The organism is Pseudomonas salmasensis (genome assembly GCF_014268375.2).
In the GTDB taxonomy this organism is placed as follows: Bacteria; Pseudomonadota; Gammaproteobacteria; order Pseudomonadales; family Pseudomonadaceae; genus Aquipseudomonas; species Aquipseudomonas salmasensis.
Map to the genome: position 1 here is coordinate 1591099 of NZ_CP077083.1, position 20986 is coordinate 1612084.

Annotated in this window: 15 protein-coding genes; 8 read left to right on the forward strand and 7 right to left on the reverse strand. The window is 59.8% G+C overall.

Going from position 1 to position 20986, the window contains the following annotated elements:
• The first annotated feature begins 66 nt into the window (after window positions 1-66).
• The 5 genes from HU731_RS06920 to HU731_RS06940 all read left to right on the forward strand — a co-directional run bounded on the left by HU731_RS06920 (window position 67) and on the right by HU731_RS06940 (window position 6205).
• Window positions 67-702 (forward strand): RluA family pseudouridine synthase, encoded by a 636-nt coding sequence (locus HU731_RS06920; protein WP_003192838.1) that lies wholly within the window; start codon window positions 67-69, stop codon window positions 700-702.
• A 171-nt stretch (window positions 703-873) separates the two neighbouring features.
• Window positions 874-2163, forward strand: coding sequence for a M18 family aminopeptidase (locus HU731_RS06925; protein ID WP_186606814.1), 1290 nt, complete (start codon window positions 874-876; stop codon window positions 2161-2163).
• A 264-nt stretch (window positions 2164-2427) separates the two neighbouring features.
• Complete coding sequence (locus HU731_RS06930; protein ID WP_186606815.1) at window positions 2428-2604, forward strand: hypothetical protein; 177 nt, start codon at window positions 2428-2430, stop codon at window positions 2602-2604.
• Between the two features lie 72 nt (window positions 2605-2676).
• Window positions 2677-4842: a mechanosensitive ion channel family protein gene (locus tag HU731_RS06935; protein ID WP_186606816.1), complete on the forward strand. Its 2166-nt coding sequence runs from the start codon at window positions 2677-2679 to the stop codon at window positions 4840-4842.
• 16 nt (window positions 4843-4858) lie between these two features.
• Entirely contained in the window at window positions 4859-6205 is a 1347-nt protein-coding gene (locus tag HU731_RS06940; RefSeq protein WP_186606817.1) for an amidohydrolase, read from the forward strand.
• Between the two features lie 111 nt (window positions 6206-6316).
• Here HU731_RS06940 and HU731_RS06945 read toward each other — a convergent pair whose 3' ends face one another.
• From HU731_RS06945 to HU731_RS06965, 5 genes are all read right to left on the reverse strand, one after another.
• Window positions 6317-6541, reverse strand: coding sequence for an MbtH family protein (locus HU731_RS06945; protein ID WP_186606818.1), 225 nt, complete (start codon window positions 6539-6541; stop codon window positions 6317-6319).
• Window positions 6542-6623: 82 nt separating this feature from the next.
• Window positions 6624-8024, reverse strand: a complete 1401-nt coding sequence (locus tag HU731_RS06950) for an aspartate aminotransferase family protein (protein WP_003192849.1) — start codon at window positions 8022-8024, stop codon at window positions 6624-6626.
• Window positions 8025-8748: 724 nt separating this feature from the next.
• A complete protein-coding gene (locus HU731_RS06955; protein ID WP_186606819.1) occupies window positions 8749-9516 on the reverse strand; it encodes an N-acetylmuramoyl-L-alanine amidase in 768 nt (255 codons plus the stop codon).
• A 122-nt stretch (window positions 9517-9638) separates the two neighbouring features.
• On the reverse strand, window positions 9639-10958 hold the full coding sequence (locus HU731_RS06960) for an ATP-binding protein (RefSeq protein ID WP_186606820.1): 1320 nt from the start codon (window positions 10956-10958) through the stop codon (window positions 9639-9641).
• Window positions 10958-11638, reverse strand: coding sequence for a response regulator (locus HU731_RS06965; RefSeq protein ID WP_032895992.1), 681 nt, complete (start codon window positions 11636-11638; stop codon window positions 10958-10960). Before HU731_RS06965 ends, HU731_RS06960 begins: the two co-directional genes overlap by 1 nt.
• Window positions 11639-11813: 175 nt before the next feature.
• On the opposite strand from HU731_RS06965, the gene dsbD reads away from it, so the two are divergent.
• The 3 genes from dsbD to dsbG are packed head-to-tail and all read left to right on the forward strand — an operon-like array spanning window position 11814 to window position 15123.
• Window positions 11814-13541 (forward strand): protein-disulfide reductase DsbD, encoded by a 1728-nt coding sequence (dsbD, locus tag HU731_RS06970; protein WP_186606821.1) that lies wholly within the window; start codon window positions 11814-11816, stop codon window positions 13539-13541.
• Window positions 13541-14386 (forward strand): TlpA family protein disulfide reductase, encoded by an 846-nt coding sequence (locus HU731_RS06975; protein WP_056786340.1) that lies wholly within the window; start codon window positions 13541-13543, stop codon window positions 14384-14386. The genes dsbD and HU731_RS06975 overlap by 1 nt, the downstream gene beginning before the upstream one ends.
• A complete protein-coding gene (gene dsbG / locus HU731_RS06980; RefSeq protein ID WP_044274929.1) occupies window positions 14362-15123 on the forward strand; it encodes a thiol:disulfide interchange protein DsbG in 762 nt (253 codons plus the stop codon). Before HU731_RS06975 ends, dsbG begins: the two co-directional genes overlap by 25 nt.
• A gap of 68 nt (window positions 15124-15191) precedes the next feature.
• On the opposite strand, the gene HU731_RS06985 is transcribed toward dsbG, so the two are convergent.
• Entirely contained in the window at window positions 15192-17789 is a 2598-nt protein-coding gene (locus tag HU731_RS06985; protein ID WP_186606822.1) for a hypothetical protein, read from the reverse strand.
• A 342-nt stretch (window positions 17790-18131) separates the two neighbouring features.
• A complete protein-coding gene (locus HU731_RS06990; RefSeq protein WP_186606823.1) occupies window positions 18132-20858 on the reverse strand; it encodes a hypothetical protein in 2727 nt (908 codons plus the stop codon).
• Window positions 20859-20986: the final 128 nt, after the last annotated feature.

The window sequence follows — 20986 nt, forward strand, 5'->3', positions numbered from 1 at the left end:
CTCGCTCCTACAAGGTGAGGGGGCGGTCAGTGGAGCCGCCGTTGGCGTTTGTTACGAGGCTGTTTAATGCCGCTGTCCAATATCCATATCCTGCATCAGGACGACGCTGTCCTGGTGGTGAACAAGCCGACCCTGCTGCTCTCGGTGCCTGGCCGCGCCGACGACAACAAGGACTGCCTGATCACCCGCCTGCAGGAAAACGGCTACCCCGAAGCCCGTATCGTCCATCGCCTGGACTGGGAAACTTCGGGGATCATCTTGCTGGCCCGGGACGCTGATACCCACCGCGAACTGTCCCGCCAGTTTCACGACCGCGAGACCGAAAAGGCCTACACTGCCCTGGCCTGGGGCCAACCGGCACTGGACAGCGGCAGCATCGACCTGCCCCTGCGCTACGACCCGCCGACCAAGCCCCGCCATGTGGTCGACCATGAGTTCGGCAAACATGCACTGACCTTCTGGAAAGTGCTGGAGCGTTGCGGCGACTGGTGCCGCGTGGAGCTGACACCCATCACCGGGCGTTCGCACCAGTTGCGCGTGCATATGTTGTCCATCGGGCATCCGCTGCTGGGTGATGGCTTGTACGCCCATGAGCAAGCCCTGGCGGCCTGGCCACGACTGTGCCTGCATGCAAGCATGCTCAGCTTCACCCATCCGCAAAGCGGCGAGCGTTTGCGCTTCGAGTGCCCTGCGCCTTTTTGAAGGCACAGACGCTTACCTGTAGGAGCGAGCTTGCTCGCGAAGAACCTGAGAGCACCGCGTATAACCTGAATGGCTGCGGTGCCATTGAGTTTTTCGCGAGCAAGCTCGCTCCTACAATGAATCGGCGGGGCCAATACGGTAAACTCCGCGCATTGCTGTCTGGAGCTATTTATGCGCGAAGCGTTGAATCAAGGCCTGATCGACTTCCTCAAGGCCTCCCCTACTCCTTTTCATGCCACTGCTGCCCTGGCCCATCGCCTGGAAGCGGCCGGCTACCAGCGTCTCGACGAGCGCGACACCTGGGCCACCGAGGCCAACGGGCGCTACTACGTGACCCGCAACGATTCCTCGATCATCGCCTTCAAGCTCGGCCGCCAATCGCCGCTGCAAGACGGTATCCGCATGGTCGGCGCCCACACCGACAGCCCGTGCCTGCGGGTCAAGCCCCAGCCGGAGCTGCAACGCCAGGGCTTCTGGCAACTGGGCGTGGAAGTCTACGGCGGCGCGCTGCTGGCGCCCTGGTTCGACCGCGACCTGTCCCTGGCCGGGCGTGTCACCTTCCGCCGCGATGGCAAGGTCGAGAGCCAACTGATCGATTTCAAGCTGCCGATCGCCATCATTCCCAACCTGGCCATTCACCTCAACCGTGAAGCCAACCAGGGCTGGGCGATCAATGCCCAGACCGAGCTGCCACCTATCCTCGCGCAGTTTGCCGGTGACGAGCGCGTGGACTTTCGCGCCGTGCTCACCGAACAGTTGGCCCGCGAGCATGGGTTGAATGCCGATGTGGTGCTCGACTACGAGCTGAGTTTCTACGACACCCAAAGTGCCGCCGTGATCGGCCTCAATGGCGACTTCATCGCCGGCGCGCGCCTGGACAACCTGCTGTCGTGCTACGCCGGCTTGCAGGCCTTGCTCACCAGCGACACCGATGAAACCTGCGTGCTGGTGTGCAACGACCACGAAGAAGTCGGTTCCTGCTCGGCCTGCGGCGCCGATGGCCCGATGCTGGAACAGACCCTGCGTCGCCTGTTGCCCGAAGGTGAAGAATTCGTACGCACCATTCAGAAATCCCTGCTGGTGTCGGCAGACAACGCCCACGGCGTGCACCCCAACTACGCCGAGAAACACGACGCCAACCACGGCCCGAAACTCAACGCCGGCCCGGTGATCAAGGTCAACAGCAACCAGCGCTACGCCACCAACAGCGAAACCGCCGGGTTCTTCCGCCACCTGTGCATGGCCCAGGAAGTGCCGGTGCAGAGCTTTGTGGTGCGCAGTGACATGGGCTGCGGCTCGACCATCGGCCCCATTACCGCCAGCCACCTGGGCGTGCGCACGGTGGACATCGGCTTGCCGACCTTTGCCATGCACTCCATCCGCGAGCTGTGCGGCAGCCATGACCTGGCGCATCTGGTCAAGGTGCTGGGAGCGTTCTACGCCAGTCGCGATTTGCCCTGATATTACGAACTGAACTCAATCAAAATGTGACTCCATCATGTAGGAGCGAGCTTGCTCGCGAAGAACGTAAACGATAACGCGTGCTTGCTGAATGAGCGCGGCGCCTGTGAGTTTTTCGCGAGCAAGCTCGCTCCTACATGGAGTTAGGGCATGCCCCTCGTACATTGGGTTCTGTGTACTACCAAACTGACCTGTATCACCTGCACTTCTGCCAATCCAGCCTAGACTTGTCAGAACTTCCAGTCCGACAAGGCCGCCCCGTCCATGATCTCAATGTCCTCGTTCCACGCCATGCTGATCCCTATCATGATCGGCATGATCATGCTCGCGGTCGGCTTCAACTTTCGCGACAAGCCTCTGGGCGTGTTTGGCATGTGGATCGGCATGCTGTTGATCCTCGGCACTGTGGTCTACAAGATCCTCGCCAAACTGGCGCAGTGACAAATGCGCTCGCATTGGGCATAGCGGCCTCGTACACTCGGTCAATTCGTCGTTTTCAAGGTTGACCGCCTCGTGTTCTCCCGTCTGTTTGCCCTACCCTGCTACCTGCTGATCGCCCTGCTCACGCTGCTGCCAGTGATGCCCGCCCAAGCCGTAGGCTTGCCCGGGATGCTGGGCGGCTCCAGCAAGACCCAACCCCAGGCGGAAGTGCCCCTGGGGCAGTCGCTGGACGAAGTGATCAAGACCCTGGAAAACGACCAGCAACGCACCCAGTTGCTCAGCGACCTGAAGAAGCTGCGCGCCGCCACGCAAAAGGCCCAGCCCGCCGCCGAACTCGGGGTACTCGGGTTGATCGGCAGTACGCTGTCGGGCTTTGAGCAGCAGTTTTCCGGCGCCGACAGCCCGCTGGGGCGTTGGTCCAATGAAGTCGACCTGGCCAAGGATGAACTCGCCGCCCTGATGTTGCCGGCCAGCGAATGGCTGCCGATCATCTTCGGTTTTGCTGTGATCCTGGCGGTGTGGAGCCTGCTGGCCGCCGCGCTGATCTGGCTCAGCCACCGGGTGCGCGAGCGCTTCGGCCTGCCCGAAGAGCTGCCGCAGCACCCGCGCACCTGGGACATGCTGCGCTTCGCCCTGCGCAAGCTGGGCCCATGGCTGATCGCCCTGGTGATCACGGTGTACCTGAGCTACGCCCTGCCCTCATCCCTGGGTAAATCGTTGGCCATGGTGCTGGCCTATGCCCTGGTGGTCGGCACCTGCTTCTCGGCTATCTGTGTGATTGCCTTCTCGCTGCTCGACGGCCCGCACCGCCACCGCGCCCTGTATATCCTGCGTCACCAAGCGTTCCGCCCGCTGTGGTGGATCGGCAGTTTTGCCGCCTTCGGTGAAGCCTTGAGCGACCCGCGCCTGGTTGCAGCCCTCGGCCAGCACCTGGCCCACACTGCCGCGACGGTGGCCAATGTAATGGCCGCGTTGTCCACCGGGGTGTTTATCCTGCGGTTCCGCCGGCCGATTGCGCACCTGATCCGCAACCAGCCGCTGTCGCGCCGCCTCAACCGCCGTGCGCTCACCGATACCCTGTCGATCATCGGCACCTTCTGGTACCTGCCGGCGCTGTTGCTGGTGGGCATTTCGCTGTTCGCCACCTTCCTCTCCGCCGGCGACACCAGCACCGCCCTGCGCCAGTCACTGCTGTGCACGGTGTTGCTGGTGTTGTGCATGGTGATCAACGGCCTGGTGCGCCGCCACGCCCTCAAGCCGCAACGCGGGCACAAGCGCCACGCGCTGTATTCCGAGCGCCTCAAAGGCTTCGTCTACACCCTGGTGCACCTGGCGGTGTGGCTGGTGTTCATCGAGCTGGGGTTGCGCGTGTGGGGCCTGTCGATGATTCGCTTTGCCGAAGGCGACGGCCATGAAATCGCCGTCAAGCTGGTGGGCCTTGGCGGGACCTTGCTGTTTGCCTGGCTGATCTGGATCCTCAGCGACACGGCCATTCACCACGCCCTGACGCGCTCGCGCAAAGGCTTGGCCAACGCCCGTGCGCAGACCATGATGCCGTTGATCCGCAACGTGCTGTTCGTGACCATTTTCATCATCGCCGCCATCGTCGCCCTGGCCAACATGGGCATGAACGTCACGCCCCTGCTGGCCGGTGCGGGTGTGATCGGTATCGCCATCGGTTTTGGTGCACAGTCGCTGGTGGCGGACTTGATCACCGGCCTGTTCATCATCATCGAAGACTCCCTGGCCATCGACGACTACGTGGATGTGGGCGGCCACCTCGGCACGGTGGAAGGCCTGACCATCCGTACCGTGCGCCTGCGCGATATCGACGGCATCGTGCACACCATCCCGTTCAGCGAAATCAAGAGCATCAAGAACTACTCCCGCGAGTTCGGCTACGCAATCTTTCGCGTGGCGATCCCCTACAACATGGAAATCGACGACGCGATCAAACTGATGCGCGAGGTCGGCCATGCCATGCGCAACGACCCGCTGCAACGCCGCAATATCTGGTCGCCGCTGGAGATCCAGGGCGTGGAAAGTTTCGAGTCCGGCAGCGCGATCCTGCGCGCACGCTTCAAGACCGCGCCGATCAAGCAGTGGGAAGTGTCGCGGGCGTTCAACCTGTCGCTCAAGCGGCACCTGGATGAAGCCGGGCTTGACCTCGCGACGCCGCGCTTGAGCGTGCAAGTGCTGACCGCCGGCAGCGTGCAGGAGAAAGATCCACAACAATAAGCAAGGAGAGGTTGGTATGCGTATGAACGGTCTGACACACCAATGGGTTTTGGGGTTGCTCGGCGCGGTCGCAAGCAGCGCAGTGATTGCCGCCAGCAGCGGCCAGGACAGTGCCCGGGAGGAAATTGCCGCCCAGGCGAAAATCCTCGAACCCAGCCTGTTGGAAACCCGCCGCGATATCCACGCCCACCCCGAACTGGGCAATACCGAAACGCGCACCGCCGAGCTGGTCGCCAAACAGTTGCGCGAACTCGGCCTTGAGGTAAAGACCGGAGTAGCCCGTACCGGCGTCGTCGCCATCTTGAAAGGCGCCCTGCCCGGCCCGACCGTGGCCCTGCGCGCCGACATGGATGCGCTGCCGGTCAAGGAAGTCGCCGACCTGCCCTTCGCCTCCAAAGCCAAGGGCACCTACCTGGGCAAGGAAGTCGACGTGATGCACGCCTGCGGCCACGACGCCCATACCGCTATCTTGCTGAGCACTGCGAAGATTCTTACCGGGATGCGCGAGCGCCTGCCCGGCACCGTGGTGTTTTATTTCCAACCGGCCGAAGAAGGCCCCAGCGACTTTATCCCAGACGGCAAGAACACCTGGGGCGCGAAGATGATGGTGCAGGAAGGCGTGATGAAAGCGCCCAAGCCTGATGCGGTGTTCGGCCTGCATGTGTGGGCCGGTGTGCCTGCCGGGCAAATCGCCTACCGCCCGGGCCCGACCCTGGCAAGCTCCGATGACCTGCGCATCAAAATCCTCGGCAAACAGACCCACGCCGGCCGCCCTTGGGACGGTATTGACCCGATCACCGTCGGCGCGCAAACCATTGTCGGCCTGCAGACCGTGGTCAGCCGCCGTACCGATATTTCGTCATTCCCCTCTGTGGTGAGCATCGGCACCATCAACGGTGGCACCCGCTATAACATCATCCCCGAGTCGGTGGACATGAGCGGCACCATTCGCTCCTACGACTACGGCATTCGCCAGAAGCTGCATGCAGACGTGCGTCAAACCGTAGAGAAAATCGCCGAAAGCGGTGGCGCCAAGGCCGAAGTAACGATCATCGAGAAGTACGACCCCACCATCAACAACCCGGTGCTGACCGAGAAGATGCTGCCGAGCCTGCGCTGGGCGGCTCAGGATGATGTGGTGCAAGGCCCATTGGTAGGTGGCGCCGAAGACTTCTCGTTCTATGCCAAGGAGGCGCCGGGGCTGTTTGTGTTCCTGGGGGTGACACCAAGGGACCAGGACATGAGCAAGGCGGCGCCGAATCACAACCCAGGGTTCTTTGTGGATGAGTCGGCGCTGGTGGTGGGCGTGAGGACGCTGGCGTCGTTGGCCACGGATTACCTCTACACCCACACTCCACTGTAGGAGCGAGCTTGCTCGCGAAAAACTTCAGAACGCCGCGTTTATTCAGGGTAAACGCGGCGTTCTTGCGTTCTTCGCGAGCAAGCTCGCTCCTACACGGGGTATGGGGGTGAATCAGTTGGCGAGGGCCGCGCCATCCATTTTCTGGCGCAGGCTCAGCGGGCGCATGTCGGTCCACACGTCCTCGATGTAGGCCAGGCATTCTTTCTTCATGCCGCTCTTGCCCACGGTGCGCCAGCCTTCTGGCACGGCCTTGTAGTCGGGCCAGATCGAATACTGTTCTTCATGGTTGACCACTACCTGAAAGAGGATGTCGTCGCGGTCAAATACTGAGGTCATTGCTGTTCTCCGTCGCTCAAAGGCTGGCTGCGCACCACGCGCAGCACTGATATCTGTAGAAACGTACCAAGGGCCTGGAAAATTAGACGCTGGCCACGGCCGCCGCCAAGGCGCGCCCGAAAATCTCGGCCACCTGGTCTACTTCGCCAGCGGTGATCACCAGCGGTGGCAGAAAACGCACCACACTGCCATGGCGCCCGCCCAGTTCCAGGATCAGCCCGCGCTTGAGGCATTCGCGCTGCACCAGCGGCGCCAACTGGCGATGCACCGGTGGGTGGCCCTGACTATCAGGCGTGCCCGTCGGGTCGACCAGCTCCACCCCCAGCATCAACCCACGCCCGCGGATATCCCCCAGGTGTGGGAAATCGCGCTGCAGGATGCGCAGGTGTTCGCCCAGGCGCTCGCCCATGGCCGCCGCATGGCCTGCCAGGTCGTGATCCTTGAGGTAGCGCATCACCGCCGAGCCCGCCGCCATCGCCATCTGGTTGCCACGGAAGGTCCCGGCATGAGCGCCCGGCAGCCAGGTGTCGAGCCAGTCGCGGTACACCACCACCGCCAGCGGCAGGCTGCCGCCAATGGCTTTGGACATGACCACCACATCCGGGATGATGCCAGCGTGTTCGAAGGCAAACATTTTGCCGGTACGCCCAAAGCCACTCTGGATTTCATCGACGATCAACGCCACCCCCGCTTGCGCGGTGATACGGCGCAGGCCACGCAGCCAGTCGAGGTCCGCCGGGATCACACCGCCCTCACCCTGGACCACTTCGACAATTACCGCCGCTGGCAGCAACACGCCGGCTTCCGGATCGTTGAGCAGGTTTTCCAGATAATGCAGGTTGACCCGCACACCCTCAGCGCCACCCAGGCCGAACGGGCAACGGTAGTCATACGGGAAGGGCAGGAATTGCACGCCATTGCCGAGCAAGGCGCCCAAGGGTTTCTTCGGCCCCAGGCTGCCCATCAAACTCAGCGCGCCCTGGCTCATGCCGTGATAGCCGCCCTGGAACGACAGCACAGTGCTGCGCCCAGTGGCGGTGCGCACCAGCTTCAACGCGGCTTCCACCGCATCGGTACCGGTGGGGCCGCAGAACTGGATTTTGGCTTCCCGCGCCAGCTCCGAAGGCAGCAAACCGAACAGGTCCTGCACGAATTGATCCTTGACCGGCGTAGTCAGGTCCAGGGTATGCAGGGGCAGTTCGTCGCTCAGCACTTGCTGGATGGCCTGGATCACCACCGGGTGGTTATGCCCCAGCGCCAGGGTGCCGGCACCGGCCAGACAGTCGATGAACCGCCGCCCCTCCACGTCCTCCACATAAATGCCCTTGGCACGCTTGAGCGCCAGGGGGATGCGCCGTGGGTAACTGCGGGCGTTGGATTCCTGCTGGCGCTGACGGGCCAGCAGCGGGCTTTCGTCAAACTGATAGAGCGTTTCCGCGGCCTGCACCGGGGCGTCTTCGATACGGCTGGTAGCGACTGACATCTCTGAATCCCTCAATACGCTGATGATCGTGACCAAACTGCCGATCCGTTGGCGTCTGGCCCAAGGGCATGCGCACGGATTTCCTGTTGTGGAGACGCTTCAGATGCACGGGGATTTAGGAGGTTGGTCGGATATTTACCGACTGTGCAGTTCGCCACAGCCACCGCTAACCACGATGCGAAGCGAGCCGCTCTTGATCTTGCTCTGCTTGTGATCTTGATCTGGCTTTTGATCTTAGGCGCCCCGTTAAACCACGCTGGCCGAACGCAGGCTTGAATTCGTGGGTAACCCGGCAGGACGCCGGGTTAGCCGCCCCGCGCCATGGATGGCGCGTGGCGGCGGCCCACGGATTCAAGCCTGCGTTCGGGCACACCGAGCCCAAGCGAGGTGCCGAGTGGTGGGGCAAGAGCGTTTTGCTTACTTTTGCGCTTTTCAAAAGTGAGCCGCCGTCAGGGCGGAACCCTAAGTGGCCGTTACCTAAATAACGGATATGTACCCGGTCCAACTGTGTTGACTGTCAGGCCGCCTTCGCGAGCAAGCCCGCTCCCACAGTTGAGTTGCGGGGTGTCAGGGAGAGAAGTATCGGCTGGTAGGCCGTCATCGCAGGCAAGCCAGCTCCCACAGTTGGATCGCGGCGCGTCAGGTAGATAAGCGTCGGCCGTCAGGCCGTCACGGGGGCAAGCCCCCTCCCACATGGAGCCCCACATTTGAACAGTGCTCGGCATCAAATCCCGCGGTACTTTTCGTTCAATGCATACAAGACCGCACAAGTCTCTGCATCCAGAAACCCACAATAATCCCGTGGCCGAAAGTGCATCTGGAACGCTCGGGTGCGCTGCTCAAAGGCCCGGCGATTCTGCGCGGGCTTGTAGCCATACCGCTGAAACGCCCGCTCCACTTCCACCTCCGGCGGCAAGCCAACACAAAAGCGGCGCTGGTACATCGCCCGGGTCGATTCATCAAACCAGGCCCCGATGCCGGCTTCATGCAGCACACGCCAGGGCAGCCGAGGCCCAGGGTCGCTCTTGCGCCAGTAGGCCACGTCCGAATGCCCGAGCCAGTCAGTAGGGCCGACCTGCGGATAGCGTTCCAGCAGGTCGCGAAGCAATTCAATCAATACATCAACCTGCGCCGGTGCATATTCAGGAAAGGTAAAGACGCCCGCGTCATCGCGCGCCAGGTTGACGATTTCAATGCCCATCGAGCGGCTGTTGAGGTCGGCCTTCCCCGCCCAATAACTCACGCCTGCATGCCAGGCGCGCTGCCCCTCGTCCACCAGGCGAAACACCCGCAGCTCTTCATAACCGGCAGCGCGGTAGCTGGGTTCATCGGGGTCGGGCAGCAGATAGTGGGCGCTGACGCCATCTTGAGTGAGGGTGCGCAGCGAGCAAGCAAAGGGCGAAGCGGTGTAGTGCAAAACCACCTGTTGCACGGTTTCGCCGCGGCGGTCGTTGAAATCCCTGGCGGGGAAACTGGTGTCGATCACCAACATAAGAACGGTCCTTTTCAATTCAGGCCGACTCATTCGGCCCGTTCAAGCGCAAAAAAATTACCGCCATCCTGAAGGCTTGAGCCTCAGGCGGGCGGTAATTATTTGCCACGTGAAAAGTCAGTTCAGCGCCGCAACGGCATACCCAGGTCGACCCGCATACCATCGGGCTGGCTGTCAAAATGCAACGAGCAGGAGCAGCGCTGCACGATCGCCTGGACAATCGCCAGGCCCAGGCCACAGCCTTCGCTGCTGCCATTGCGCCAGAAACGTTGGGTGAGGTATTGCAGGTCTTCGCTGGAGATCTGCTGGCCATGGTCACGCACGCGGAACACCACATTATCCGGGGTAGAAAACACGTGCAGTTCCACGCGGGTATCGGCCGGGGTATGGCGCAAGGCGTTGTCCAGCAGGTTACGCAAGGCCGCGACGGCCAGGCCCACGGGCATTGCCACTGGCACAGGGGAAAGCGCCGGCGCCAGGATCAGATCGATGCGTGAGTTGTCACCGGCATTGGCATCCTGGATCGCCAACCTGGCGACTTCCTCGGCACTGGATTGCAGACCATCGTCAAACGATAGGCTGCCCTCCACTCGCGCCAGCAACAGCAGTTGCTCCAGGGTGCGATGCAAGCGGTCGGCGCCCTCCTCGGCGTGCGCCAGGGACTGGTCGCGGGCCGCGCCCTCGGTCATGCGCGCGACTTGCAGGTGGGTCTTGATCGCCGTCAACGGGCTGCGCAGTTCATGGGCGGCGTCACCGGTCAGGCGACGTTCGCGCTCGATGGTCTTGGCGATGCGTTGCAGCAACTGGTTCTGGGTGTCGAGCAACGGTTTGAGCTCACTGGGCAGCGGGTGAATCTGCAAGGGCTCGAGGGAGTCGGCACTGCGCCGCATCAGCGCATCACGCATACGGTTGAGCGGCACCAGGCTCTGGCCGATGCCCAGCCACAGCAGGCACAGGCAGCCCAGCAATGCCACGCCGACCGGCACCGAGGCCGCCAGCAGGATCGACAGGTTGAGGGCTTCACGCTCCACCTGGCGGTCGGCGGTGGTGATCAGCAAGTCGCCACGGGACAGGGTAAAACTGCGCCAGCCCACGCCGTCGATGATCTGGTCGCGAAAGCCGCTGCGGCGCGACTCCAACCCTTCCTCTGGCGTGGTATGGCTACGGGCCAGAATCTCGCCGCGCAAAGAGCTGACCTGGCAAGCCATGCCGCCCGGCACATTCAGTTGTTCGGTGCGCAAATGCGCGCCACCGCTGACACTGGCCAGGCCCGGCATCTGTTCGGTGAGCCCGGCCACCATGCGCGCCGAAGCCACCAGGCGCTGGTCGAGGGAAAACATCATCTGGTTGCGCAAATCGTTGAGCATCCAGGCAGCCGCCAGCACCCAGATCAGTACAAAAGCGGCGCCCAGCTTGAACGTCAGGCGCAGACGCAAGCTCATCACGGGGTGTTTTCTCCCCCATCAGCCGTGCCCAGGCGATAGCCCAGCCCCCTGACGGTTTCGACGATGCCGTTGCCCAACTTGCGCCGCAGGTGGTGGATATGCACATTGAGCGCGTTGCTTTCCAGTTCGTCGCTGAACCCGTAGACGCTGTCTTTGAGCTGTTCGCTGGACAGTACGCGGCCCTTGTTGTGCAACAGCGCCTGCAACAACGCCTGTTCACGCCGGGACAAATCTACCGGCTGGCCGCCGAGGAAGGTCTCGCGGCTGCTGGGGTCATAGGCCAGGCGGCCATGTTCGATCAGGTTGACGCTGCGCCCCGCCACCCGGCGCAGCAAGGTTTGCAGGCGAGCGGCGAGTTCGCGCAGGTCGAAGGGCTTGAGCAGGTAGTCGTCGGCGCCGGCCTGCAGGCCGTCGACGCGGTTGGTCACCGAGTCCCGCGCGGTGAGGATCAGCACCGGAATCTCCAAGCCCTGGCTGCGCTGTTGTTGCAACAGCTTGAGGCCGTCTTCGTCGGGCAGGCCGAGGTCGAGCACCATGATGTCGAAGGCCGCAGCCTTAAGCATCGCCCGCGCAGCCGACGCCGTGGCCACGCGTTCCACGGTAAAGCCCTGGGCGGTCAGGCCGGCCACGATGCCACTGGCGATCAGTTCGTCGTCTTCACAGACCAGTACGTGCATGGTTAACCCTTCATGAATGATGGCGCGATTAGAAAAGCCACGGATTAAGCGCGCATTATGCCGCTAAAGTTCGCAACACCGGATAATCCCTACACTCTAGAATAGCGGCGGTTAATCATCGGTTAATCAACGCCACACATTGTGTGCCTCACTTGCATCGAACTAAGGCTTGACCATGCGGCATCTGTTTACCTTTCTGCTGGTGTTGTTCGCGGGATTCGCCCAGGCAGCGCCGGGCAGCCCCTTCGAAACCAAACCCGACTTCCTCCCGGTGGGCAAAGCCTTCGCCTTTACCTCCGAACGTCTTGAAAGCGGCGAAACCCAGCTGTTCTGGCAGATTGCCGACGGTTATTACCTGTACCAGCAGCGCATGAAGTTCGACGGCCTGGCCGAACAACCCGTGCTGCCCGAGGGTGAAGCCCATAGCGACGAGTTCTTTGGCGAGCAGCAAGTGTATCGCCAGGGCCTGGAAGTGAAGATCCCCGCCGGCACCACCGGCCAGGTCAAGCTCGGCTGGCAGGGCTGCGCCGATGCGGGGCTGTGCTATCCGCCGCAGTCGATCACCGTGGACCTGGGCGGCAACCCGGCCGTCGCCGCCACCGCGCAGGCCCAGGATCAAAGCCTGGCCAGCGGCCTGCAGCAGCGCAGCCTGGGGTGGAGCCTGCTGGTGTTCTTCGGCCTGGGCCTGCTGTTGGCGTTTGCGCCCTGCTCGTTGCCGATGCTGCCGATCCTCGCCGGCCTGGTGGTGGGCAGTGGCGCCAGCCCGCGCCGTGGCTTTGCCCTGGCCGGCAGCTACGTGGTGTGCATGGCGCTGGTGTATGCCGCCCTGGGGGTGATGGCCGCATTGCTCGGCGCCAACCTGGCGGCGTTGCTGCAAACGCCGTGGATTCTCGGCAGCTTTGCCGCGTTGTTCGTGCTGCTCGCCCTGCCGATGTTCGGTTTCTTTGAACTGCAACTGCCCGCCTTCCTGCGCGACCGCCTCGATAACGTCAGCCGCCAGCAAAGCGGTGGCAGCCTGGTGGGTGCCGGTGTGCTCGGCGCATTGTCCGGCCTGCTGGTGGGGCCGTGCATGACCGCGCCCCTGGCTGGCGCCCTGCTGTACATCGCCCAGAGCGGCAACGCGCTGCACGGTGGGCTGATCCTGTTTGCCATGGGCATCGGTATCGGCATTCCGCTGTTGCTGCTGGTCACCGTGGGCAATCGCTTCCTGCCCAAGCCGGGCACCTGGATGAACGTGCTCAAGGGCGTCTTCGGTTTCCTGTTCCTGGGCACCGCCGTGCTGATGATTCGCCCGGTGGTCGGCGACAGCCTGTGGATCGGCCTGTGGGGCGCCTTGGCGCTGGTGATGGCGTACTGTGGCTGGGCACTGGCCCGTGAGTCCGGCCTGGCGGCCAAGGTATTCGGCGCCGGTTCCCTGGTGCTGGGCCTGTGGGGCGCGGTGCTGGTGGTGGGTGCGGCCGGTGGCAGCGATGAGCTGTGGCAACCGTTGAAGGTCTACAGCGGCTCTCGGGTCGCCGATGCACCCAGCGCTCACGACGCCTTCACCACGGTAAGCGACCCGGCGGTATTGCAAAGCCAACTCGACAGCGCCAAGGCCCAGGGCCAATGGGTGCTGTTGGACTACTACGCCGACTGGTGCGTGTCGTGCAAGATCATGGAGAAACAGGTGTTCGGCAAACCCGAGGTGATGGACGCGCTCAAAGACGTGCGCCTGTTACGCCTGGACGTCACCGCCGACAACGCCGCCAGCCGCGAGCTGCTGGGCCGCTACAAAGTGCCAGGGCCACCGAGCTTCGTGTGGATCGGCCCGGACGGTGAAGAACGCCGCGCCCAACGCATCACCGGCGAAGTAGACGCCGCCGCCTTCCTGCAACGCTGGACCCAGACGCGGGACGCTCGCTGATGCTGACCCTCACCATCGGCACCTTCGCCATCGCCCTGAATCACCTGCTGCTGATCAGCGCGCTGATTCTCGCCACCTTGGTGGGCTGGCGCGTGGCCAAGCGCGGCGGCGAAAACCCAGAGTCGGTGCTGTTCAGCCTGTTCCTGCTGGGCCTGCTCGCCGCCCGGGTCAGCTTTGTGCTGATGTACTGGAGTTATTACAGCAACGACTGGGTGGAGATGGTCGACCTGCGTGACGGCGGCTTTCTCGCCTGGCCTGGGATCATCGCGCTGATCCTCGGCGCGCTGGCGTACGGCTGGCGTCGCCCGGCCCTGCGCAAGCCGCTCAGCGCCGGGGTGATTACCGGCCTGTTGTTCTGGGGCATGACCAGCCTGTCCCTGAGCCTGTATGAAAAAGGCACGCGCCTGCCGGACATCACCCTGCGCAATGCCAATGGCGAAGTGGTGCAACTGGCGGATTATCAGGGCGGCCCGTTGGTGATCAACCTGTGGGCCACCTGGTGCCCGCCGTGCCGACGCGAAATGCCGGTGCTGGAAAACGCCCAGCGCATGCGCCCCGACGTGACCTTCCTGTTCGTCAACCAGGCCGAAAGCATGCAAAGCGTCAGCACCTACCTGGCCACCCAGGGCCTGAACCTCGACAACGTGCTGTTTGACGCCAGCGGTCGCCTCGGCCAGGCCGTGGGTTCCATGGCCCTGCCGACTACGCTGTTCTACCAAGCCGATGGGCGCCTGATCAACAGCCACCTGGGCGAACTCTCCGAAGCCAGCCTGGCCCGTGCCATGGAACCCTTCGACAACGCCACGATAAGGAAACCGACATGCCTCGCCTCCGCCACCTGCTGACCCTGCTGCCTTTGACACTAGCCGCTGCGCTGGCCCAGGCCGAAGACCTGCCGGCCCCGATCAAACAGATCGAAGCCAAGGGTGCCAAGATCATCGGCAAATTCGACGCCCCCAGCGGCCTCACCGGCTACGCCGCCCAATACCAGAACCGTGGCATGGCCCTGTACTTGACCGCCGATGGCAAAAACGTCATCGCCGGCAACCTGTACGACGCCCAGGGCAATGACCTGAGCACCGCGCCCCTGGAAAAACTGGTGTACGCGCCGATGGCCAAGGAAGTCTGGGCCAAGATGGAAAACAGCAGCTGGATCCAGGACGGCGATAAAAACGCCCCGCGCACTGTCTACCTGTTCAGCGACCCCAACTGCCCGTACTGCAACATGTTCTGGGAACAGGCGCGCCCGTGGGTCAAGGCCGGCAAGGTGCAGTTGCGCCACATCATGGTCGGCATCATCCGCGAAGACAGCCCAGGCAAATCCGCCGCCCTGCTCGCCGCCAAAGACCCGCAAAAAGCCCTGCAAGAACACGAAGCGGCCGGCAAAGGCAGCAAGCTCAAGGCCTTGGAGAAGATCCCGGCCGAGGTTGAGGCCAAGCTTGATGCCAATATGAAGCTGATGGATGAACTGGAGCTGTCGGCGACGCCGGCGATTTTTTATCTGGATGACAAGGGTGGGTTGCAACAGCAGCAAGGGGCGCCGTCGCCGGATAAGTTGGTGAAGATTCTTGGGCCGAAGTAAGCTGACAAAAAAGATGTGCATAAAGCGCCCACCTTAAGCAGGTGGGCGTTTAGTCAAGCTGACTGAAGCTACAACCAGAAGGTAAAGAAATCAAAGTACATCCAATCGCCAGACGATATTTCTATGTAACCTATCACCGAACCTACCGGTGCAGGAAAATCGATCCAACTGTGCGTTGGACTCCCATTTAAACTGACTGCGCCTAAATATCCGCCAGACGGACTGTAAAAACTCACTGTTGTAGGATAGTGGTTCCAGGTATAGGCACACTTCACACGCTTACAGGTAAAGGTTAAATCAAGACGCACTCTTTGATGACTCGGTGCCTGGCCTAATCTATCAGCAAAAACAAGTGCCTGTCCCTCTAGCATCCCTGGTGTCGATGGATACGTTGAGATACCCATTGTTCCTGGACCAGATAGAAAACGTATGTTCATCGTCGGGATGCTAATACTTCCGCCTGCAGAAATCAGTCGGGTCGGCTGCCCAGTAAAGTTTTCATAGCGAATTTTGGGGGGCACAATGACTGTCAATTCCAAAGATGGAAACCGCACTGCGTCCGTTGCACTTGAACTGCCGTCAGTCGTGACCTCGCAAAAAACAGTCAACGGGCTGTGATCTTTCAGTTTTTCCAATTCAGATCGCAGCAGTACTGCCGACAACCCGTTATTGACTTCCTCTAAAATTACGCGTGGGTCCATACGTACGTTGATTGTATGGGGGGCACCAGATTCGAGAGTCCCGACAACACGTAGCCAAGCATTTTGCCCTTCAAAAGCAAACCACCACGCTTTGTCGAAGTTTGCGTCATACACGGTGATATGCGCATCACCGGTAAAAGTCTGCAGATCTAAAATCCCGCCTTGAGTAGCAGGTGGCGTAGCCTCTGGCACAACGGGTGTCGGCAACCGGGTCGGTACACTGATCTTCAACGCAAGCGTCTTCGACGGCGCCAGCTTACAACTACTGGTCACTATGTAATTGATCAGGATGGTTTTACCTGCGCCCTGGATCACCGCTTCACGCGGGATCGCAAAATCGACATAGCCAGGATCGCTGTTGCCCGGTTTTGATTCCAACGGCAGGCTCGTACCGTCAGGCTTGACCCACTTGAGGTCGATCATTTGTTTGGGGCCGATCCGTTCATATTGAACCCGGACAGTCACACCGTCACGGCCATTCCAGATAGTCAGTTGGTCCTCCACCGCTTGGCACACCTTGGGAGGGGGTAGTGTCAAAGCCTCTTGCTCGATGCTAAATTTCCCAACAGGGAACTCAACGGCAGTCTCCAGCGCACACTGGCCATCGAAGTTCGCCGCAAAATGCAGCTCAAACTCGCTGCAATCCGCCAGCTTTTGCAACTTGGCCCGGGAGATTGGTGTATCGATCCCATCATGTAACCAGGCAGCGTTGAGCGGTACGCCCTCCAACACATAAAAATGATAGTCGCTGCCATCCTCAAGCGTACCGGTTACCCACATCCAGCAGCAGTCCGGCTCAAGGGCATAGCTCCAAATGGGCATCAAGCCTGTTGCATCGCCACGAAAGGTATTGAGGTCCAGCCTATTGCCCGTGGACTGTTCAATATCCGACTTCGGCAACCCCGTGATACCCAGCACTTTCATCTTACGCTCGGGTGAAGACCACTGGCTGCCATCGCAGCGCGTGACGCCGTACGTCAAGGTAATGGTTTGGTCAAAGTTGGCGCGAATCGCTGAAGGCGCTACCGCAAACACCAGGCTGGTTTCACCCTCAATCACCTGGCGACACTCCAGTACCGGCGTTCCTGGCCCCGGCATCCCGGAAAGTTTCGGGCACACAGTATCGCCGCTGCACATGCCCTCATACGCCACAACAATATGCGCGCCGTTAACCGTGTTTATGGGGTTGACCACCCAGCCGTCGAACTCGGTGTGTACCGCTTCTTTGAGCTCAGGTGACGAGAGTTCCAGGTGAGGCTCGGTGAGCAACGTCAACACTAGCGAGGGGAACGTTCTATAGGGGTTAGCCAGACTGAAACGAACGGACGCTGAAACAAACAGTTCGCTGTCGTTCTTAAGCTGTTGGAGCAACTCCCGAGGGATAGCCCGACGCCACCCAACGCGTACGTCTTCGTCTTTAACCGCTTCATCCTTGAATGGATAAAGCCTGGCCTTGGAGCCATCGGGATAGACGCCGCCTATATAGCAGTTGATCGTTTGGATTGTGCCGATAAATGCCCAGGGTGGAATGTAAAGAATCGGATCTTTACAGCACAGTAAAGAAAGATCCAGTTTGCCATCAACCGCTTCGACAATCCGTTCCTGGGGCATGTTGGAAGGCAGGCTGATCCATACTTGACCTTGCAAAGACGTTTGATCCTCACCGTTTCGAGTAACGGTGTAGGTGAACAATACGTAATTGTCCAACCATAGTGCTATGTATTCGGGAGGGATATAAATGTTGATACACCCTGCGTCGTTGCCATTTTGGGGTGGTATCGGCGGATAGGGGCTGCCCGCCAGTGGCCAATTGAGCGTGATACGGTCAGTTGCCTGCATATTGTCGTAGCAGACGCTGACATTGCCTCCGTCTAGCAGCGTGAGTGAGTCGACACGACCATTTTCGTCAGCCTCAACCAGCGTTGGCCTGGGCAGATCAAGGGCATCCGGCAATAAATTGGGCATGGGGAGAATTCCTTTCAGTGGACAGGTAGCGCCGAGAAGCAGGTGTTAGTCCTAATCGGCGCTGTTTCATCACATCGAAAAAACACTGCTTTTCCTACTGTCAGAATTCACAGTTCTCTTCCAAAAAAAGCACTATCCGACCATTGGACAATGCCCACTACACCTTAAAACGCTCTCAGAAAGACACCTGCGTCCAACGGATGTCGCGGCCAGGCTAGAGGCCAATATGAAATCGATGGAGTGGTCGGCGATTTTCTATCTGGATGACAAGGGGGGGAAATGCTCCTGGGTTACCGGGAGCATTTTAAAAAAGCACTTAGGCCGACAAGCCGGCCCACTTAGTCAGTAGTAGAACTGAAAGCTATCCAAGTACGAGTGCTGCTGACTAACAACGCTGATCTTGTTGATTAACTTCCCATCCGGGGCGCTGAAGTCTACCCAGCTATTGACTGACAGTCCCGAACGCGTCCCAAGGAGTTCGCCGTTGCGGCCATAGAAGTAGCACACCCCATAATAGGCATTGCGCGTAAAAGCAAACCTGACACGCAGATACTCACGTTTCAGAAATAGGTCAACTGTCTGAGAGGGGACCGGCCCCTCAGAGCCAGTAGCACAACTCAACGCGATGGCGTTGCCTGTAGTCATGGAAGGGACGGCCGGGGACGCCGCGTGAATTCCGACGATACCGCTCCTGGCTGTGATCGTCATTGTCGGCGCCTGCACTAGATAGCCTGCCGGAAATTGCCCCGCCGATGTAGTCGTAAAGTCCTCGGTGACTAACGTGATCACGCGCACGACCAGTGTCCGCGAGGGACACACCACATTCTCATTCAAGCTAGCGTCCGTTGCCACACTGAATGTCAGCGTCAACTGGGTGTTGTCTTTTAACTTATCCAACTCCGATCGCAGGACTGGATAGGTCACCCCTTCTGTCACCTCCTGGGGTGTAATGGTCCTGTCGGCATATATATTGAACGTATAAGGGGTGTCGTTTTTATCCGTTCCCGTCGCCCGCAGCCAGCACTTTTGCCCTTTCCGTAAGAACCACATTGTGTCTTCGTGAGAGTTGGCATCCCCAACAAATACCCTGGTGTCCAAGATGGCATTTTGAGTCCTTGGCGGCGTCGCCTCCAGCACGTTCGGAGCATTCAGCCGTGTAGGCAGATTGATCTTCAAATTCAGCGGCAATGAAGTCTGGGCCTTCTCCCTACAGGTGGTGGTCACGGTGTAAATAATCTTCGGGGTTTTGCCCATGCTCTCGATCACGGCTTCAGCAGGCAGGCGAAATTTGACAACGCCTTCACGACTGCCGTGTTGAGGCTCCAGGGTCCAGTAGAGTCCGTTGGGTCTCTCCCAACATAGGGCGATCTGATGTTTTTCACTCATACGCAGGTAACTGACAGTCACTTCCAGGCCATCCCGAGCGTTCCACGGCTCCAATTCATTGTCTTCCATCTTGTCGACGGTAGGTAGGAGCAGCACCAGGTCTTCCTGGATGATATGGAACTTTGCAGCCGGAGCTTCAATAGCGTCTGATCGATCAGAGGCTTCGCAGAAGCTAAAGGCAAAATGCAGTTCAAAGTCACTGCAATCGTCCATTTTTTGCAGCTTATCTCTGGGGATAATTGCTTCAATACCTTTATTCATCCAGTCCTCGATAACAGGCTCCTTGATCAGAATATCGGACCGGTAGTCACTTCCGTGCTCATACTTACCTGTGATCCACGCCCAGCAATAATTGGCGCAGGTGGCATAATCCCCTATCTGAACAAACGCCGTTGCGTCCTCAGAGAAAATATTGAGATTAACCTTACCGTGAGTCGCCTCTGCAATCTCCGACGGAGAAAGTCTAGGCGTCAGCACATTGACCACTCGGTTCGGTGACGGCAGTGCAGGCCCATCCAAGTTAGGAAATTGAACGGTATAGCTCAGCGTCATCGACTTATTAAAGAAACAGGCAATCACACAGCGTGGCAACTTGATGGAGGCCGGATCTCCATCGTTTTGAATTTCTACGCAGCCAAGTGACTTCGATTCGTAGCCGGGGCCGCTCACGTAGAAGCAGACCCGATCATCTGCATAGGTGTCCAGTTGCGGCGCGTCTACCTCTCCCCCGTTTTTGGTGAGTTCCGGATTAAGGCACCACTGATCATCGAAAAACGCAGACTGTCGCAAATAGGGATGCGGCAAATCTTTCAGGCCTTGATCCCCAATGAATTGCGCGGTACGACGATATTGGATATCAAGGACATTCGCTGGAAGAAAGGTCTTCTCATCAGGATTTTCAGTGTCATTCGGCGCTTCGGCCGCCAGGCCACTGGTAATCCAGCCAGCGTGGCAAGTGATCGCTTCGCCGGTTGGTTTTTGACGCGCCAGCCAACCACGAGGAATGGAAAATTCAAGCTTTTTGCCTGCCTTTATATCTTCGAGCGTTAATGCATATCCATAAACCACGAGATAGGAGGAAGGTTTCTTATCAAATTGCGTCGTAACGACGCTGCAGTAAATTTTATCTCCCTCTTGGGCAAGATAGGGAATCGGTATATCAACCTTTTCGTGACTTTCGTGATCGTGCATGTTGTAGGTTGGTGTATTGTCTACGACTCTCTCATCTCGCAACTTAGGCGCTAACGCTTCGCTCTGTTCCGCGGGGTAAAAGTTCACCGTTACGTACTTGGCCAGTGAAACAGCTGGCTTGCCACCTACGGTACCCTCGTACCATGAGACCAGTGTGAACCTCATGGACCTGGTCAGGTACTCCAGAGGAATCGAAATTTTTCTGCCGCCCGACACCCCGCTTGAATCAACAATAGGTTCAAAGTTTATTTCTGGCTTCTCTTCTACCCTAAACCTTACGGTGATGTCCGAACTGTCCATGCGCGAATCGACAGTCAGGTCTGAACCTTCCTTCATCTTTTCCGTAGTAATAGTCCCGTACACCTCACTGGAAATGATTGGCGCTGCAACTTCCAACGCCTGCGGCTGTGCTGTAATTGATTCAAGGTTTTGTGGCATTGACGCCTTGTCGGTACTTGAGGGGGTTTCAGGCGTGGAGGTTTGCTTGGCCATTTTCAGAACTCCGTGTTCAAGAGAGGTCGGCATCCTCGACCAGCCAATCCGGCCAAGGCACGCCCATAAGTGAGTCCTATTTTTCCTCTCCCGCCTACTGTCATAATTGACAGTTCTGGCTAAAAAAA